Consider the following 14,045-nt stretch of genomic DNA (forward strand, 5'->3'; position numbering starts at 1 on the left):
CCCCCCGCCCCCCCACCCCCCCCCCCCCCCCCCCCCCCCCCCCCCCCCCCCCCCCCCCCCCCCGCGGGGCCCCCCCCCCGCCGGGGGGCCCCACCCCTTCGTCATGAGTGACGCTGTGGATCAGTCGCGGTAGTGACGACCGTCCGTGCCGGCGTCACGCACGTCAGCGTCTCGCACGTCACTGTGCGCACCGCGCTGCGGCTCGGTGCCGCGCACGTAGTTGGCGTCCGTGCGGTGGTCGTCCTCGGAGCGGGCGACGTCACGCTCGGCGACGCGCTGGCGGGCCTCGGCGGTCTCACGCTGGTGGGCTTCGGCGTCACGCTCGTCACGCAGGGCGTCGCGGTCGCGCTCGGCGGCGAGACGGTCCTTCTCGTGAAGCTTGTGCTCCTTCTCCAGCGTCTTGCGCTCGCGACGCTTGCGCATGCCGCGCTTCGTGCCGGCGGCGATGAGGCGCGTGGCGGCCCACACGAGCAGCAGCGCGAGGGCGCCGAGCAGGAACAGGGTGAGGGGGCTGAGGTCGGCGGTGATGCCGAAGCCGTCGAAGTGGATCTTGTTGTTGCCTGCGTCGTTGAGTCCGAAGATGACCCACAGGACGAGGGCAGCGGCTGCGATGAGCAGCACGATGGCGAGTGCGAACATGTTCAAACTCCTCGGGTGGCGTGTTGCGGTCAGGGAGGTTTCTCGGATGCGGCCACCACTACTTGCTCACGAGATTAGCCCGCCGGATTGCCCGAATCCACCTTCGCGGTGTGGTACCGATCGCCTGTCGCGTGGATAGCCCCCGCCGGGGCGCCCAGGTCGAACGCCCAACTGCGCGAGGAACATTCGCGCGTCGACGCCGTCAGGATGAGCAACATCACGGGCCGCGAGGGTGCTCGCGATGAGGTGTGCGGCTCATGTGCGGCGTACCGTCGAGCGGTGGCCTCCCAGCGTTCGAACTCCGGTTTTCTCACCGATTTCTTCACCGTCGGGCCCCACGCCGGAGCGCACCGTGTCGCGGTTCGCGCGGCCGTCTCCGTCTTCGTCCCGCTGCTCGTTCTCGTCGTCCTCGACCGTCCGCAGTGGACGATGTTCGCCGCCTTCGGAGCCTTCACCTCGTTGTACGCGCGAGGGCAGCAGCACGCCCGGCGCGCGGGGGAACAGATCGTCGTCGGCAGCGTCCTGACCGTGCTCGTCACCGCAGGCACCGCCCTTTCGCTCATGCCCCAACGCGAACTCGCCGTCATCCTCGGCGGCACGCTCGTGGCCGGCGCGACCTCCCTGCTCTCCGACGGGATGCGTTGGCACCCGCCCGGCCCGCTGTTCCCGGTCTTCGCCTTCACGGCCGTGACGTCGTTGCCGCACGACCCGCGCAACGTGCCGGTCGCCTTCGCCGTGGCGGCGCTCGCGGCGGCGTTCTCCGTCGTCGTCAGTCAGGTGGGCCGGGTGCGTGTCGAATCGTCGCGCGGCGGCGCTGACGGTGCGAAGAAGGTCGTCCTCCCGCGCTTCGACCTCGCGCAGGTTCTGAGCGTTGAGGCGAACCGTCGGCGGGCCATGTTGTTCGCCGGGGGAGCCCTCGTCGCGGGCCTCGTCGGCGCAGTCGTCGGTTCGCTCTACGGCAGCACGCACGCGTACTGGGCCATGGTCGCCGTCTTCGCGGGGCTGACGGGAGCCACGCGTCGCGCCCGCCTCACGCGTGGGCTGCACCGCCTCATCGGCACCTTCGCCGGTGTGGGCCTCGCCGCGCTCATCCTGCCGCTGTACCCCCCGGGGCGTCGTGGCGGTGCTCGTACTCACCGTGCTCCAAGCCGCGGCGGAGTTGTTCGTGGGTCGTAACTACGGCATCGCGTTGATCTTCGTCACGCCACTCGCCCTGCTCATGGGGCAGTTGGGGCACGAGGTGGCCGTCGGACCGCTGCTGTTCGATCGTGCCGCCGAGACCGCCGTCGCTGCGTCGTCGCGATGCTCCTGCTCTACGCCACGCGGGTTCGCGCGCGTCAGAGCGGGCGGTAGGGCGGCTTCGGACGCTGACGACGGTCGGTGAGTTCACTCGTGTCGTCGGGGATGCGCACGTGGCTGATGTCGCCGAAGTAGCGCTCGCGCTGCTGGCGCTGCACCTGATTGTTGACGCGCACGATGAAGACGACGATGAGCGCCATGACGACGACCGAGGCGATCATCAGACCGATGGCTGCGTTCACGTGGGCACCTCCTCGCGGCTGACCTTTCGAAAGTAGCCCAGGGAAGGGACGAAGGGCCCGGGGCCGAAGGTCCCCACCGCGCCCGCAGGCAGGGCAGGCTGGAGGTGCGGGGCGCACCAGCCCCCGCCAGAGCACCAGGAGGAGCCATGCCCGAGTTCGCGGAACCGCGTGACGTCGTCCACCCGCTCGACGAGAAGGAGTGCTGGGAGTTTCTCGGCCGCCACGAGTTCGGCCGCCTTGCCTACACGCTCGTGGGCGACGTGCAGATCGTGCCGATCAACTACGTCTCCGACCACGAGGCCGTCTACTTCCGCACCGCAGAGGGCAGCAAGCTGCTCGGCGTGACGATGAACGACGCCGTCGCGTTCGAGGTCGACGACCTCGTGGCTGCGCCGGACGGCAGGCGCGACGCCGAGGCGTGCAGCGTCGTCGTCCACGGCGAGGCCGAGGTGCTCGAGGGCCAGGACAAGGCACGCGCCGAACAGCTTCCGCTGCGCCCGTGGGTGCCCACGCAGAAGCACACGATCGTGCGTATTGCCGTCTCGGAGATCAGCGGGCGCCGCTTCGACCTGTCGAAGCCGTGGGAGCACATGAGCACGCGCGGCTAGGACGTGCGCGGTCGGCCGATCGTGTGAACGCGGTTGCCCGTGCGCACGAGACGGCCGCCGGGGAAGCGGGCGCTCGCGATCCGTGACGTCCGCCGCTGAGGTGGGGTGTCGTCATCGGACCAGACCCACCAGAGGCGCGCCTCGGCGAGTTCGAGGGCGCCTGCGAGAGGGAGGTCGCCGCGCGCCTCGAGCCACGTGGCGAACGCGTACCCGTCGTTGCGCATGCCGCGCGTCGGGCGGTGCTCGGCGAACTCCGCGAAGAGCGGTCGCAGGTGCTCGCCGAGTGACGCGGCGAGGATCGGCCACGCGTAGTGCAGTTCGCGCGCCCGCTTGTCGAGCAGTGCGCGGCGTGCGACGTCGACGTTGAACGCCGCGAAGCCGTCGGGGATGGCGGCCGTTCCGGTGACGGCGTCGAGCACCTGCCGCTGACGGGCGGCGAGCGAGGCGTTGACGTCCGGCTCAGACACCGACCGACACCTGGGTGCTGACGCGCGGCATGCGGGCGGCGTCGGCGATGGCGTCGAGCTCGCCGAGCAGTTCGCTCGCAGGCGGGTAGTTGCCGTCGCGTTCGAGCATCGCGGCGGGCAACTGCGTGTGCGTCGACAGCTCTGCGATGAGGGCGAGCACCTCCGGCTCGACGCGGTGGGCGTGGGTGTCGTGGTAGATGCCCTCGTTCTCCGCGCCTCCGGCGACGTGCATGTACGCGAGGCGCTCCAGCGGCATGGCCCGGGCCTGCTCGAGGGCGTCCCAACCGTGGTTGCGCGCGTTCGCGTAGACGTTGGCGATGTCGAGCAGCAGCATCGCATCGGTGCGTTCGACGATCTCGGTGACGAACTGCGCCTCGGTCAGCTCGTCCTCGGGCCACGTGAAGACGGCCGCGATGGGTTCGAGGGCGATCGGGACGTCGAGCTCGGCCTGCACGCGCTTGACGTTGGCGACCATGACGTCGGCCGCCTCCCGCGTGCGCGGCAGCGGCAGGAGGTGTCCGGCCTCGACGCCTCCGGAGCGCACGAACGCGATGTGCTCGCTGACGAGCGGCGCCCCTGTGATGCGGGCGGCATCGGCGAAGTGGGCGATGCGGTGCTCGTCGAGTCCTTCGGCGTCGCCGAGGCCGAGGCGCACGCCGTGCGGGATGACGGTGACACCGTCGTCACGCAGCCGACGCAGGGCCGGTGGCATACCGTGCATGACGCCCTCGGCGACGACCTCGACCCAGCGCAGGTCCGGCATCCCCGCGAGCAGGGGCGCGATCTCCTGACGCCAGCCGATGCCGACGCCGGAGGGCATGGGCAGGCGCGTGGTGGCCGGCGTCGTCGTCATGACGAGCACCCGCCGCCGCAGGAGGAACCGCCGCCACAGCTGCTGGAACTGCACGACCTGGAGTTGCACGAGCCGCCGGAGCCACAGGTGTTGCCGCCGCTGCACCACGCGTCGTGGTTGCCGTCGCTCCCGGACGACGACGAGCAGGAGTAGCCGCCACCGCTTCCACCGGCCCAGCGCTGGGCCTGCACCATGGGGTCGTCGAAGTCGACGAGCGGCCAGCCGAGGACGGCTGCCGCGGGAAAGGCGAGCAGGAGCGGGCGGGTGCCGAACGCGGCCACCCGCACGCCGAGCGGCGACGCCTCGCCCGTTTCCGCGCGCGCCTGCTGGAGGGCGGCGATGCCCTGCTTCGTGCGGCGGTCACGTGGGGCTGCCGGGCGGCGGAAGGCGAAGAAGAGGGCGACGACGATGGCGACCATGGTCACCACGACGAGGGGAATCGGCGCCTTCAGGACGGCGAGGACGACGAGCAGGATGACTCCGCCGAGGAGGAGGCCGCCCACCGAACTGCCGTTCTTGGCCCGCTTCGGCGGGTGCAGGAGGCCGCGGCGCACGCAGTCACGCTGGAGGAGGTCGAGCTGGGCGACGACGTCGCGGTCCTGTTCGACACGCGGCGCGCCGTTGTGGACGGCGCGGTGGATGGCTCGCTGCAGGTCCGTCATGCCGGGAACGGTGGCCCCCGCGGAGACGGTGTGGCCGTCGCTGCGCAGGGCGCCGCGTTCGAGCAGGTCGGCGGTGGCAGCCTGAACTGCGGCGGTGCGGCCGTTCAGCATCGCGATGTGCTCAGGTGTGGTCATCTCGTCCCTCCCCAGGTGTGATGGCGCCATCATCCACCACAACCACCTCCGCAGCCGCCACCGCACGACGATCCCGAGCCTCCCGAGTCGCCGCCGCCGGAGCCGTCGCTCGCCACGGAGCCGTACACCTGTTTCGGGAGGGCGATCGTTTCCGCGAAGGCCGGAGCCGCGACGAAGAGGGCAGCCGTGCCGAAGAGTCCGACGGCAAGCCCGAGGTCGCGCGGTGCCGGCGCCTCGGTGCCGACCTTCGTCATGCGGTCGCGCCGGAAGGTGAAATTCAGGGCGAGGGCAACGGCGAAGGCGATCAGTTCCGCAACGAGATAGCCGACGGGCCTGCCGCGCCCGAGCCAGACGACGAGGCGCACCGTGCCGAGGGCGAACCACGCGACGAGCCCGGCGTAGGAGAGGATCCAACCGTGCTGCTGACGCCGGGTGGCGATCAACTCCGTCGGATTCTGTAGACATCGCGCGGCGTATGTGACGCCGAATGTCTACAGAATCGGCCTGCAGGGTGTCAGCCGCCGCATCCACTGCCACAGCCCCCGCTGCTGCAGGACGAACCCGTGTACGACGACCCGCTGCTGCCGGCGGTGGGGATGGCGCCGTAGGTGGTGTGCTCGATACCGAACGCGGACGCCGCGGCGGGGTGGGCGAGGACGAGCGCGGAGGTGCCGAAGAGGGCCACCGAGAGGCCGATGTCGCGCCCGGCGCCCCCGACGTACCCGCTCTTGCGCGTCGCCTTCGAGATGACGAGGTCGGGGTTGGCCTTCGCCTTCTCGGTGATCAACCGCTGACCCGCCCGTGTGAGGTGCCGTGGTTCGCCGTAGGCGGCCATGGTGAACAGAGCGGCGAAGAACAGAGCGGCGAGGAGGTAGAGGATCGGCTTTCCGTTGTTCAGGCCCGCGACGAGCCGCGCGACGCCGAGCGCGATCACCGCCGTCATGACGAGGGGCAGTCCCCAGGCAAGACGTTCGCGGGCAGGGGTCGTGAGAACACCGAGGCGTTCGAGGTGGCCGCGCATCGTCGCCATCTCGCGCACGACCGTCGGGTCGGCGAGGAGCTGCTTCGTCGTCGGCTGGTGGGTACCGGCATTCGCAACCGCAGTGAGGACCGCCCCGTGGAACGGGGTGCGAAGGGGGCGTTCACCGCGCCCGGCCGGCGCGCACCGTCCGGGCGTGCCGACCAACCAGCCGTCGCTGAGCAGGTCGGCGATCGCAGCGTTCACTGCGGCCTCCGGCCGTCGCATGAGGCCCCATTCGGGTGAACTCAACGAGTCGAGAGGGATGCCGAGGTCCTTGGGCCCGCGTTGCTGCGGCGCGAAGATCCAGCGGGCGATGAGGTAGCCCGCGAACGTGAGAATGACGTAGCCGATGAGGAAGTTCGGGCCGGAAATCCCCCACGTCTCGCCAGCTGTGCTTGTCACGACGTCACGATATGCAGTCACAGCCCTTCGACGTGGCGATCCGCTGGGAGGTTTCCTGCGGATTCTGTCGACGTTGCGCGTCGTATATGACGCCGAACGTCTACAGAATCGGGTCGTGAAGCCGCGCGAGCACCGCGTCGAGCATGTCCTCGGTGAGCACTCCGGTCTGGGTGTTGCGCTGGCTCACGTGGTAGCACCCGAGCAGCTTGATCGGGCGTCCCTTCGCCGTGCGTAGCTCCACCTCGGCGCCGTGGCCGAAGCGGGGGGCGGGGCGCGGCACCTCCCAGCCGAGGCGCCGCGCGACGCCGAGCGTCTGCGTCCACGCGATACCGCCGAGCGTGACGACCGTGCGCAACCCCGGCTCGAGCAACTGCAGCTCACGCACGAGCCAGGTGGAACAGGTGGCCTTCTCCACGCTCGTCGGTACGTTGTCCGGCGGCGCGCAGTGCACCGGGGAGGTGATGCGGACGCCGTCGAGTTCCAGTGCATCACCGGCGTGTTTGCTCACCGGCTGCGATGCGATGCCCACCCGGTGCAGGCTCGCGAAGAGCCACTCGCCGCTGCGGTCGCCGGTGAACATCCGGCCCGTGCGGTTGGCGCCGTTGGCTGCCGGGGCCAGGCCGACGATGAGGCCGTGGGGGTTGGTGCTGCCGAAGGCCGCCACCGGCCGTCCCCAGTAGGGCTCGCCCGCGAACGCTGCCCGCTTGTCGCGCGCCACCGATTCGCGCCATGCGACGAGCCGCGGGCAGGCGCGGCACACCGTCACCCGGGCGTCCAGCTGCTCCAGGGAACGCGACGACGCTGCGAGCCGCTCGACGTCGTCCGAACTGCGCGCGAGGCGGGTGCGCGGTCGAGCGGGGTCGGCCGGCCATCCCGTGCCCGGCGGCACGGGGGAGGCGAACGGCTCGCCGGTGCCCGGGTGGGGCAGCGTCGTCATGGGCGTCTCCTCTGCGTTCGTCACAAGCCGCCGAACCGGCCATGGGGCGTCTGCACAGTCTCGCCTCACTGGCCGACGGGGGCGAACGCGGGCAGACTGCACGGGTGACAACAGGTTTCGGCTGGCACGTCGTCGTCGCGATCGTGTGCCTGCTCCTCATGATCCAGGTCGGCTACCGGATGTCCGGTGTCCGCCTGTCGCGCACATCGCTTATCGCAGTGGCCCGCGCCGCCGTGCAGTTGACGCTGGCCGCGCTGCTCATCACGGGCGTCGTGAAGTACCTCTGGGCGTCCATCGCTGCGGTTGTCGCGATGTTCCTCGTCGCCGTCCTCACGACGACGAAACGCTCCGGAGCCACCGATCATCGCGCCCGCGTGGCCGCGGCCATCGCCATGGCGTCAGGGCTGCTTCCCGTGCTCGTCATCGTCGCGGCGGCCGGCGTCGTGCCGCTCAAGGGCGAGTCGATCATCCCCACCGCGGGCATCGTCATCGGCAACGTCATGAGCGTGCACACGCTCGTTTCGCGTCGCGCCTTCGACGGCCTGCGCGAGGAGAAGAACCAGTACGAGGCGGGCCTCTCGATTGGTCTGCTGCCCAAGGACGCGATCGCGCTCGTCATCGAACGGCGCCTGCCCGAGTCGCTCATCCCCGTGCTCGACCAGACCCGGACGGCCGGCATGGTGACGTTGCCCGGCGCCTTCATCGGCGTCATGCTCGGTGGCGGTTCGGCCGTTCAGGCCGCGACGGCGCAGGTTGTCGTGTCGACGTCGATCCTCGCGGCTCAGGCCGTGACGTCGGCCGTCGAGCAGAAGATGATCTGCGCGCGCCGCCTCTTGCCGCCTGAGCTGCGCGAGTCGCTCCTCGACTGAACCCCAGCGTCGCAGCGAAGGCACGAGACCCCGTCACACCAGCTGGTGTGACGGGGTCTCGCGGTTGGTTGCGGGCGATCAGTGCGCCGTGACGAGGCGGCCGTAGTAGGCCGGGATGCTCTCGCGACGCTCCTTGCGCACCGGGCGGTTGGCAGCGAAGAACTGCGTGCCCCAGGTGGCGAGGGTGGCGACGAAGGCGATGACGCCGATGGCGCTGATCGTCATGAGGGCCCAGAAGACGGTGGTGATGTTGTCCATGATGTTTCTCCTTCAAAAAGTTGTGTGCGCGAGGTGTTGAGACAGGCGCTGGAGGCTTTCCCACATCTGCTTTCTACATCTGTAGTGCCTCGATGTCTTCGACACTACGCCTGTAGTGAATCGGGTGCAAGTCGAGGCGGTGTCTCGTGCATCACGTTCATGGAAACCCGATATTTCGGGGCACAGGACGACGAAGGGCCAGCCCTCGCTCCTGCGCGGTACCGGCCCTTCGTGGTCGTTCTCGGATGTCAGCTCTCGGCGAGCAACTCCGTGACGACGGTCGTGTCGTGGAAATCGACGTCGCCGTCGGGCAGGTGCTGGACGCGCTCGTGGCCCTTACCCGCGACGACGACGATGTCGCCCGGGCGAGCCTGCGCCATCGCCTGACGGATCGCCTCGCGGCGGTCGAGCACGACCGTCGTGTCGGCCGCATCGGCGCCGGCCATGACCTCGTCCGCGATGGCCTGGGGATCCTCGTCGTAGGTGTCGTCGTTCGTGATGATGTTGACGTCGGCCAGGCGGCTCGCGACCTCACCCATCCTGGGGCGCTTGGCCGGGTCGCGGCGCCCCGCTGCGCCGTAGACGCAGATGACGCGGCCCTCGGGGGAGATGACGTCGCGCGCCACGTCGAGCACGAGCTCGAGGCCAACCTCGGTGTGGGCATAGTCGACGACGACCTCGAAGCCCTTGTCGGTGGCCGCCGCCACGCGCTCGAAGCGGCCGGGCACCTGGCCCATGTTCTTCACGGCGTCGACGAGCGTGTCGAGCGGCATGCCCATCTCAAGGGCAATCGCGGAAGCGCCGGCGACGTTGTGCACGTTGTAGTCGCCGAGCAGCGGCATCTGCAGCTCGATGCGTCCCGGCGCTTCGCGGCCGTCGAGGAACGTGGCGGGCGTCGTCAGGGTGAAGGCGGTGCCGCCCTCGCTCGGGCGGGCGTCGCTGATGCGATAGTCGGCCTTCTCGCTCACGCCGAAGCCGAGGGTGCCCGGCACCTCGGTGAGGATGCGGGCGCCGTAGGCGTCGTCCACGTTCGTGAGCTTGGGGCCCTCGGTCCACTCGAAGAGGCGGCGTTTGGTGAGGAAGTAGTCCTCCATTGTGCCGTGCAGGTCGATGTGGTCGCGCGTGAGGTTCGTGAACAGCGCTGCGGCGTAGCGGGTTCCGGCCACGCGCTGGAGGTGGATGCCGTGTGAACTCGTCTCGAGGACGACGTGCTGCACGCCTGCGTCCCGCATGCGCGCGAGGTTGCCCTGCACCTGCGGCGCCTCGCCCGTGGTGCGCACGGCAGGCTCGCGGTGGGTGCCGACGACGATCTCCGCCGTCGTCAGGAGGCCCGTGTGCCCCTCGCCGTACGCGGCGGAAAGGATGCCGTGCAGGACGTAGCTGCTCGTTGTCTTGCCGTTCGTTCCCGTGATGCCGTAGACGACGACGTCGTGGCTCGGGTGGCCGGCCGTCGCCGTCGCGAGGGCGGCCAGGGCAGCGCGCGCGTCGGGCACGACGGCGGTGGGTGCGCCGTCGACGTCACGCTCGGCGACGACGAGTGAGACACCGTTGGCCATGGCCTGCGGCACGAACGTCACGCCGTCGACGGTGAACCCGGGGACGGCGACGAACGCTCCACCGGGGCCCGCGGCGCGAGAGTCGTGGGTGACGGCGTCGATGCCGTCGACACCGTCGGGGATCGACGTGCCGAGGATCGTCTCGAGTTCTGCGCGGGTCACAAACACCGTCCGAGGTTAACAACGGGCGACCCCGGCACCGCCGTCGCCGCGCGGGGGTTGCGTGCCTGGGTGGTCTTGCACGGTCTGTGAGCTTCGGCCTGGTGTGTGACCTGCGCAGGTCACAGACCGGGTCGTACCTCACAGGCCGGACCGAACACTGCCGGGGACGGTGGGCCCACCGGTGGGTGACGCGTCGGTGTGAGTGCGATGCTTGACCCAGTCCCACGTTCGGTGGGGCCCGGACGAGGGAGCCGTACCCGGAACGCGACAAGACGGCCATCGGGAGTGAATGACGATGGCATGGGTGATTCTCGTGATTTCCGGTGCGATGGAAGCGGTTTGGGCGACGGCGCTCGGTAAGTCGGAGGGGTTCACGAAGCTCGGCCCGAGCATCGTGTTCGTCGTGGGGTGCGCCTTCAGCATGATCGGCCTGGCGACGGCGATGAAGTCGCTGCCGGTGGGTACGGCCTACGCCGTCTGGGTCGGCATCGGTGCCGTTCTCACGGTGGCCTACGCGATGGCGACGGGAGAGGAACCGGTCTCACTCGCCAAGGTTCTGTTGCTGCTCGGCATCGTCGGCTGCGTCATCGGGCTCAAGGTGCTCCACTGACGCTTCCGTGACAGGGCCGTTCGTCACATCCTCGTTCGGCAGCCGAGGAGACGCGCGGCCTGCTCGTCGTGGATCGGCGCGGAGGACTTTCGGCACCACTCCGGTACACGCACAACCGTGGCGCTGGGTCCTGTGGTGGCGGAGCCGTGATGGGTTCTAGGGGGTAGATCTGCTAGGGGATTCGTAGGATGATGTCCCGTAGGGAGTCGCCGGGGGCTGAGGGTGATCGCGGCACGTCGTGTTGCCAATGATCCCACCGCAGCAGCGTGAGGTTCGATGTCTCCGGCTACTCGTGAGCCCTGCGGGGCCAGTTTTCTGTCGCGCGAAAGGCTTGTGGGAATGGAAGACCAGTTCCAATCCGACGGCGGTGGAGTCAGCCGCCGCAATGTGGCCAAGGGGCTGGCGTGGGCTGCGCCCGTGATCGTCGTGGGGGCGGCCGCCCCGGCCGTAGCTGCCTCGACGTGCCAGTCCGTGGCGACGACCTTCGACTCGACGTGGGTCTTCGCCAGTCCCGCCACCGGCACGCTTGTAAGCCCCACGTCGAACAAGGTGACGACCGGTGCCGATGGCAAGAGTTACTTCATAGCTCAGACGACGGCCACGAGCACGGACCCCGCTACGACCACGGCGACCTACAACGTGGTGGTCCAGCCGTCGTCGAGTTCGGCGTCGGGTCTGCGGGAGGGGTGCACGTACCGGGTCTCGTACGACCTGGGTGCGGTTCGCCCTGCGAATTCCCCCATTGGTGCGCAGACGCTTGCAGTGCAGCTGACCTCGCCCTCGGGCGTGGTCGTTTCGGGGTCTGCGGCCACCTATACGACGCCGAGCGGTACCAGCGGCGTGCAGGTGCCGTACGTGGCCTCCGGCGCCATCAGCCGCACTCGCTCGTCGACGTCGTTCAGTTTCAAGGCGGTGGCGGGGACTTACGTCTTCAAGGCGACCTTCACCACCCCGACGAACAAGGGTACGAGCCTCTTCGCCGATGGTCTCGGCTTCGCCGCGCCCGCGTTCACGGTCGTCTAGAGGGCATGCGGCGGATCGCCGGTCAGCCGAATGACTCTCGAGGTAGCGGGAGCCCGTGTGAATCGAATGTCAGTGACGGCATCGTCGGCTGTGTCATCGGGCACAAGGTGCGCCACTGACGCTTTTACGATCTGTGAGCGACGGCCCGGTGTGTGAGCTGCGCAGCTCACACACCGGGCCGTTCGTCACAGGGCGGTTCTTCAGTCGAAGAGGCGCGCGACCTGCTCGTCGCTCATCTCGTCGAAGGACTTCTGCGACCACTGAGGCGCGCGGTCCTTGTCGACGAGCTGCGCGCGCACGCCCTCGACGAAGTCGCCGTGCTCGACGAGGCCGCGGGCGAGGCGCTTGTCCTGTTCGAGCACCTCGTGAACCGAATCCATCGACGCGGCGCGACGCAAAGCCTCGAGGGTCGCCGCCACGGACAGGGGCGAACGCTGAACGAGCAGGTCAGCAGCTTCGCCGGCCGCCGTCTCGTCCGAGTCGCGAAGACGGGCCAGGACGTCCGACGGCGCGCGCAATTGCTCGCCGGATCCGAAGGCGTCGTCGATCCACGCGCGATCGCTCTCCAGCGAGGAGTCCGCGCTCGTCGTGAGGCCGGCGACGGCCTCGTTGCGGGTGGCGCCGTCGGCGAGGCGCTCGATGACGGTCGCCCACGACGCCGAGTCGATGACGACGTCCGAGAGCCCGACGTAGCAGGAGTCGCGCCCGTCGACGGTGGTGCCGGTGAGCGCGAGGTAGGCGCCTGTGCCGCCGGGTGCGCGCGAGAGGAGGTAGAGAGCGCCTACGTCCGGGAAGAAGCCGATGATCGTCTCCGGCATCGCAACCTTCGTGCGCTCCGTTGCGACGCGCAGACCGGCGTACGCGGAGATGCCGACGCCGCCGCCCATGACGATCCCGTCCTGGTAGCTCACGATGAGTTTCGGGTAGTCCGCGATGGCCGCGTTCATGCGGTACTCGCGCTCGAAGAAGCTGAACGTGCGCTCGTGTTCGCCGTCGAGGAAGGCCTCACGGACGCTGCGCACGTCGCCACCCGCGCACAGGCCGCGTTCGCCGGCGCCCTCGATGGTCACGGCGGTGACGGTGTCGTCGTCACGCCAGGCGTCGAGGCACCCGCGCACGGCGTCGACCATGTCGGTGGTGAGCGCATTGATCGCCTTCGGGCGGTTGAGCATGATGCGGGCCAGCGAGCCGGTGCGTGCCGCGAGCACCTCTGGCGTGCTGGTGGGGGCGAAGCCGGCCGCGGCAAGTTCTTCGGGAATCTCCTGGGTGCTCATGAGGCTCCTCGTGAAATCGTGGGCATGTGCCGTCGTCGTCACCCTAGTGGGCGGGCGGTGCGCCCGGTTCGCTCCTCGCGGTAAGGATGGTCGACGTGCCCGCTCAGCCCCAGCGCCCGGCCTTGACGACGCCGACGAAGGTGCTCGCGCAAGGGTTTCGGGCGGTGCGCCCGCCTGTCGAGCCGCTCGACATCCCGACGCTGACGGGCCGGCCGCCGCAGGTCGTGGCCCACCGCGGGGCGTCGCACCACGAGCCGGAGCACACGCTCGAGGCGTACGAGCGGGCCATCGAGGTGGGGGCCGACGCGTTGGAGTGCGACGTACGGCTCACGGCCGACGGGCACCTCGTCTGTGTCCACGACCGTACGGCGAAACGGACGTCGAACGGCACGGGGGCGATCAGCGCGCTCGAGTTGGCAAAGCTGGAGGAGCTCGACTGGGGGTCGTGGAAGGCGCGCGTCGGCGCCGACGACCTGGAGCTCGCCGACCGGAACGCGTCGCAGATCCTCACGCTGCGTCAGCTGCTGCGGACGACGCTGGCCGCCGGGCGCCGCGTCGACCTCGCCATCGAGACGAAGCACCCGTCGCGGCACGCGGGGAAGGTGGAGGCCGAACTCGCGCGGGTCTTGGCGGATTTCGGGTTGGACACGTACGACCCGGAGCGCACGAACGTGCGCGTCATGTCGTTCTCGCTGCCGGCCGTCACGCGGCTGACGCGGCTCGCGCCCGAGGTGCCGCTCGCGTGGCTCATGGAGGGCGTCATGCCGCAGCGCATCCGTGGCGGACGGCTGCCGAGCGGCATCTCGATCGCGGCGATCAGCGTCGGGATACTGCGCCGCAACCCGGGCCTCGTCGCCGAGCAGCACGGCCGCGGCCACGAGGTGCACGTGTGGACGGTCGACGAACCCGACGACGTCCTGCGCTGCCTGCGCAACGGCGTCGACGCGATCATCACGAACAAGCCCGCGGAGGTCCTCGCCGCCCGGGCGGCGTTCTACGGGTGAGCCCCACTCGCGCGAGATGTCGCG

At 69.8% G+C, this 14,045-nt stretch carries 18 protein-coding genes and 1 riboswitch; of the genes, 7 read left to right on the forward strand and 11 right to left on the reverse strand.

The window, feature by feature from the left end; translation table 11 throughout:
* Nucleotides 1-120 precede the first annotated feature (120 nt).
* Complete coding sequence (locus K9D12_RS12045; RefSeq protein WP_047310731.1) at nt 121-639, reverse strand: hypothetical protein; 519 nt, start codon at nt 637-639, stop codon at nt 121-123.
* A gap of 279 nt (nt 640-918) precedes the next feature.
* Here K9D12_RS12045 and K9D12_RS15335 point away from each other — a divergent pair, with 279 nt between their 5' ends.
* Nucleotides 919-1,815: an FUSC family protein gene (locus K9D12_RS15335; protein WP_223060345.1), complete on the forward strand. Its 897-nt coding sequence runs from the start codon at nt 919-921 to the stop codon at nt 1,813-1,815.
* Entirely contained in the window at nt 1,778-2,023 is a 246-nt protein-coding gene (locus K9D12_RS15340; protein WP_370633512.1) for an FUSC family protein, read from the forward strand. Before K9D12_RS15335 ends, K9D12_RS15340 begins: the two co-directional genes overlap by 38 nt.
* Here K9D12_RS15340 and K9D12_RS12060 read toward each other — a convergent pair.
* A complete protein-coding gene (locus K9D12_RS12060; protein WP_047310729.1) occupies nt 1,977-2,180 on the reverse strand; it encodes a hypothetical protein in 204 nt (67 codons plus the stop codon). The genes K9D12_RS15340 and K9D12_RS12060 overlap by 47 nt on opposite strands.
* Before the next feature lie 146 nt (nt 2,181-2,326).
* On the opposite strand from K9D12_RS12060, the gene K9D12_RS12065 reads away from it, so the two are divergent.
* Nucleotides 2,327-2,788, forward strand: coding sequence for a pyridoxamine 5'-phosphate oxidase family protein (locus tag K9D12_RS12065; RefSeq protein WP_047310728.1), 462 nt, complete (start codon nt 2,327-2,329; stop codon nt 2,786-2,788).
* Here K9D12_RS12065 and K9D12_RS12070 read toward each other — a convergent pair.
* The 6 genes from K9D12_RS12070 to K9D12_RS12095 all read right to left on the reverse strand — a co-directional run bounded on the left by K9D12_RS12070 (nt 2,785) and on the right by K9D12_RS12095 (nt 7,265).
* A complete protein-coding gene (locus K9D12_RS12070) occupies nt 2,785-3,255 on the reverse strand; it encodes a hypothetical protein (protein WP_052946823.1) in 471 nt (156 codons plus the stop codon). The two genes, K9D12_RS12065 and K9D12_RS12070, sit on opposite strands and share 4 nt — an antisense overlap.
* Entirely contained in the window at nt 3,248-4,162 is a 915-nt protein-coding gene (locus tag K9D12_RS12075; protein ID WP_370633509.1) for a DUF692 domain-containing protein, read from the reverse strand. The genes K9D12_RS12070 and K9D12_RS12075 overlap by 8 nt, the downstream gene beginning before the upstream one ends.
* Nucleotides 4,105-4,905 carry a TIGR04222 domain-containing membrane protein gene (locus K9D12_RS12080; protein ID WP_223060347.1) on the reverse strand — a complete coding sequence of 267 codons (801 nt, stop codon included), beginning with the start codon at nt 4,903-4,905 and terminating at the stop codon, nt 4,105-4,107. Before K9D12_RS12080 ends, K9D12_RS12075 begins: the two co-directional genes overlap by 58 nt.
* Nucleotides 4,906-4,934: 29 nt before the next feature.
* Complete coding sequence (locus K9D12_RS12085) at nt 4,935-5,348, reverse strand: hypothetical protein (RefSeq protein ID WP_187036391.1); 414 nt, start codon at nt 5,346-5,348, stop codon at nt 4,935-4,937.
* Between the two features lie 71 nt (nt 5,349-5,419).
* The gene (locus K9D12_RS12090) at nt 5,420-6,328 is read right to left on the reverse strand and encodes a TIGR04222 domain-containing membrane protein (RefSeq protein WP_223060348.1); all 909 of its coding nucleotides are present in this window, start codon (nt 6,326-6,328) and stop codon (nt 5,420-5,422) included.
* A gap of 100 nt (nt 6,329-6,428) precedes the next feature.
* Nucleotides 6,429-7,265 carry a uracil-DNA glycosylase gene (locus K9D12_RS12095; RefSeq protein WP_129666117.1) on the reverse strand — a complete coding sequence of 279 codons (837 nt, stop codon included), beginning with the start codon at nt 7,263-7,265 and terminating at the stop codon, nt 6,429-6,431.
* A gap of 104 nt (nt 7,266-7,369) precedes the next feature.
* Between K9D12_RS12095 and K9D12_RS12100 the strand changes: the two genes are divergently transcribed.
* Nucleotides 7,370-8,134: an ABC transporter permease gene (locus tag K9D12_RS12100; RefSeq protein WP_052946911.1), complete on the forward strand. Its 765-nt coding sequence runs from the start codon at nt 7,370-7,372 to the stop codon at nt 8,132-8,134.
* Between the two features lie 78 nt (nt 8,135-8,212).
* On the opposite strand, the gene K9D12_RS12105 is transcribed toward K9D12_RS12100, so the two are convergent.
* Complete coding sequence (locus tag K9D12_RS12105) at nt 8,213-8,392, reverse strand: hypothetical protein (RefSeq protein ID WP_223060349.1); 180 nt, start codon at nt 8,390-8,392, stop codon at nt 8,213-8,215.
* Between the two features lie 248 nt (nt 8,393-8,640).
* Nucleotides 8,641-10,116 (reverse strand): UDP-N-acetylmuramoyl-L-alanyl-D-glutamate--2,6-diaminopimelate ligase, encoded by a 1,476-nt coding sequence (locus K9D12_RS12110; protein WP_223060350.1) that lies wholly within the window; start codon nt 10,114-10,116, stop codon nt 8,641-8,643.
* A gap of 210 nt (nt 10,117-10,326) precedes the next feature.
* Nucleotides 10,327-10,391, forward strand: a riboswitch (guanidine-III (ykkC-III) riboswitch).
* 14 nt (nt 10,392-10,405) lie between these two features.
* Between K9D12_RS12110 and K9D12_RS12115 the strand changes: the two genes are divergently transcribed.
* Nucleotides 10,406-10,720: a multidrug efflux SMR transporter gene (locus tag K9D12_RS12115; protein ID WP_047311180.1), complete on the forward strand. Its 315-nt coding sequence runs from the start codon at nt 10,406-10,408 to the stop codon at nt 10,718-10,720.
* Between the two features lie 339 nt (nt 10,721-11,059).
* Entirely contained in the window at nt 11,060-11,743 is a 684-nt protein-coding gene (locus K9D12_RS12120; protein ID WP_223060351.1) for a hypothetical protein, read from the forward strand.
* Between the two features lie 200 nt (nt 11,744-11,943).
* Here the strand turns inward: K9D12_RS12120 and K9D12_RS12125 are convergent, their stop codons facing one another.
* On the reverse strand, nt 11,944-13,017 hold the full coding sequence (locus K9D12_RS12125) for an enoyl-CoA hydratase/isomerase family protein (protein WP_223060352.1): 1,074 nt from the start codon (nt 13,015-13,017) through the stop codon (nt 11,944-11,946).
* Nucleotides 13,018-13,112: 95 nt separating this feature from the next.
* Between K9D12_RS12125 and K9D12_RS12130 the strand changes: the two genes are divergently transcribed.
* Nucleotides 13,113-14,021 carry a glycerophosphodiester phosphodiesterase family protein gene (locus tag K9D12_RS12130; protein ID WP_370633510.1) on the forward strand — a complete coding sequence of 303 codons (909 nt, stop codon included), beginning with the start codon at nt 13,113-13,115 and terminating at the stop codon, nt 14,019-14,021.
* The last annotated feature ends 24 nt before the right edge of the window (nt 14,022-14,045 follow it).

The organism is Dermacoccus sp. Tok2021, from assembly GCF_019895135.1.
In the GTDB taxonomy this organism is placed as follows: Bacteria; Actinomycetota; Actinomycetes; order Actinomycetales; family Dermatophilaceae; genus Dermacoccus; species Dermacoccus abyssi.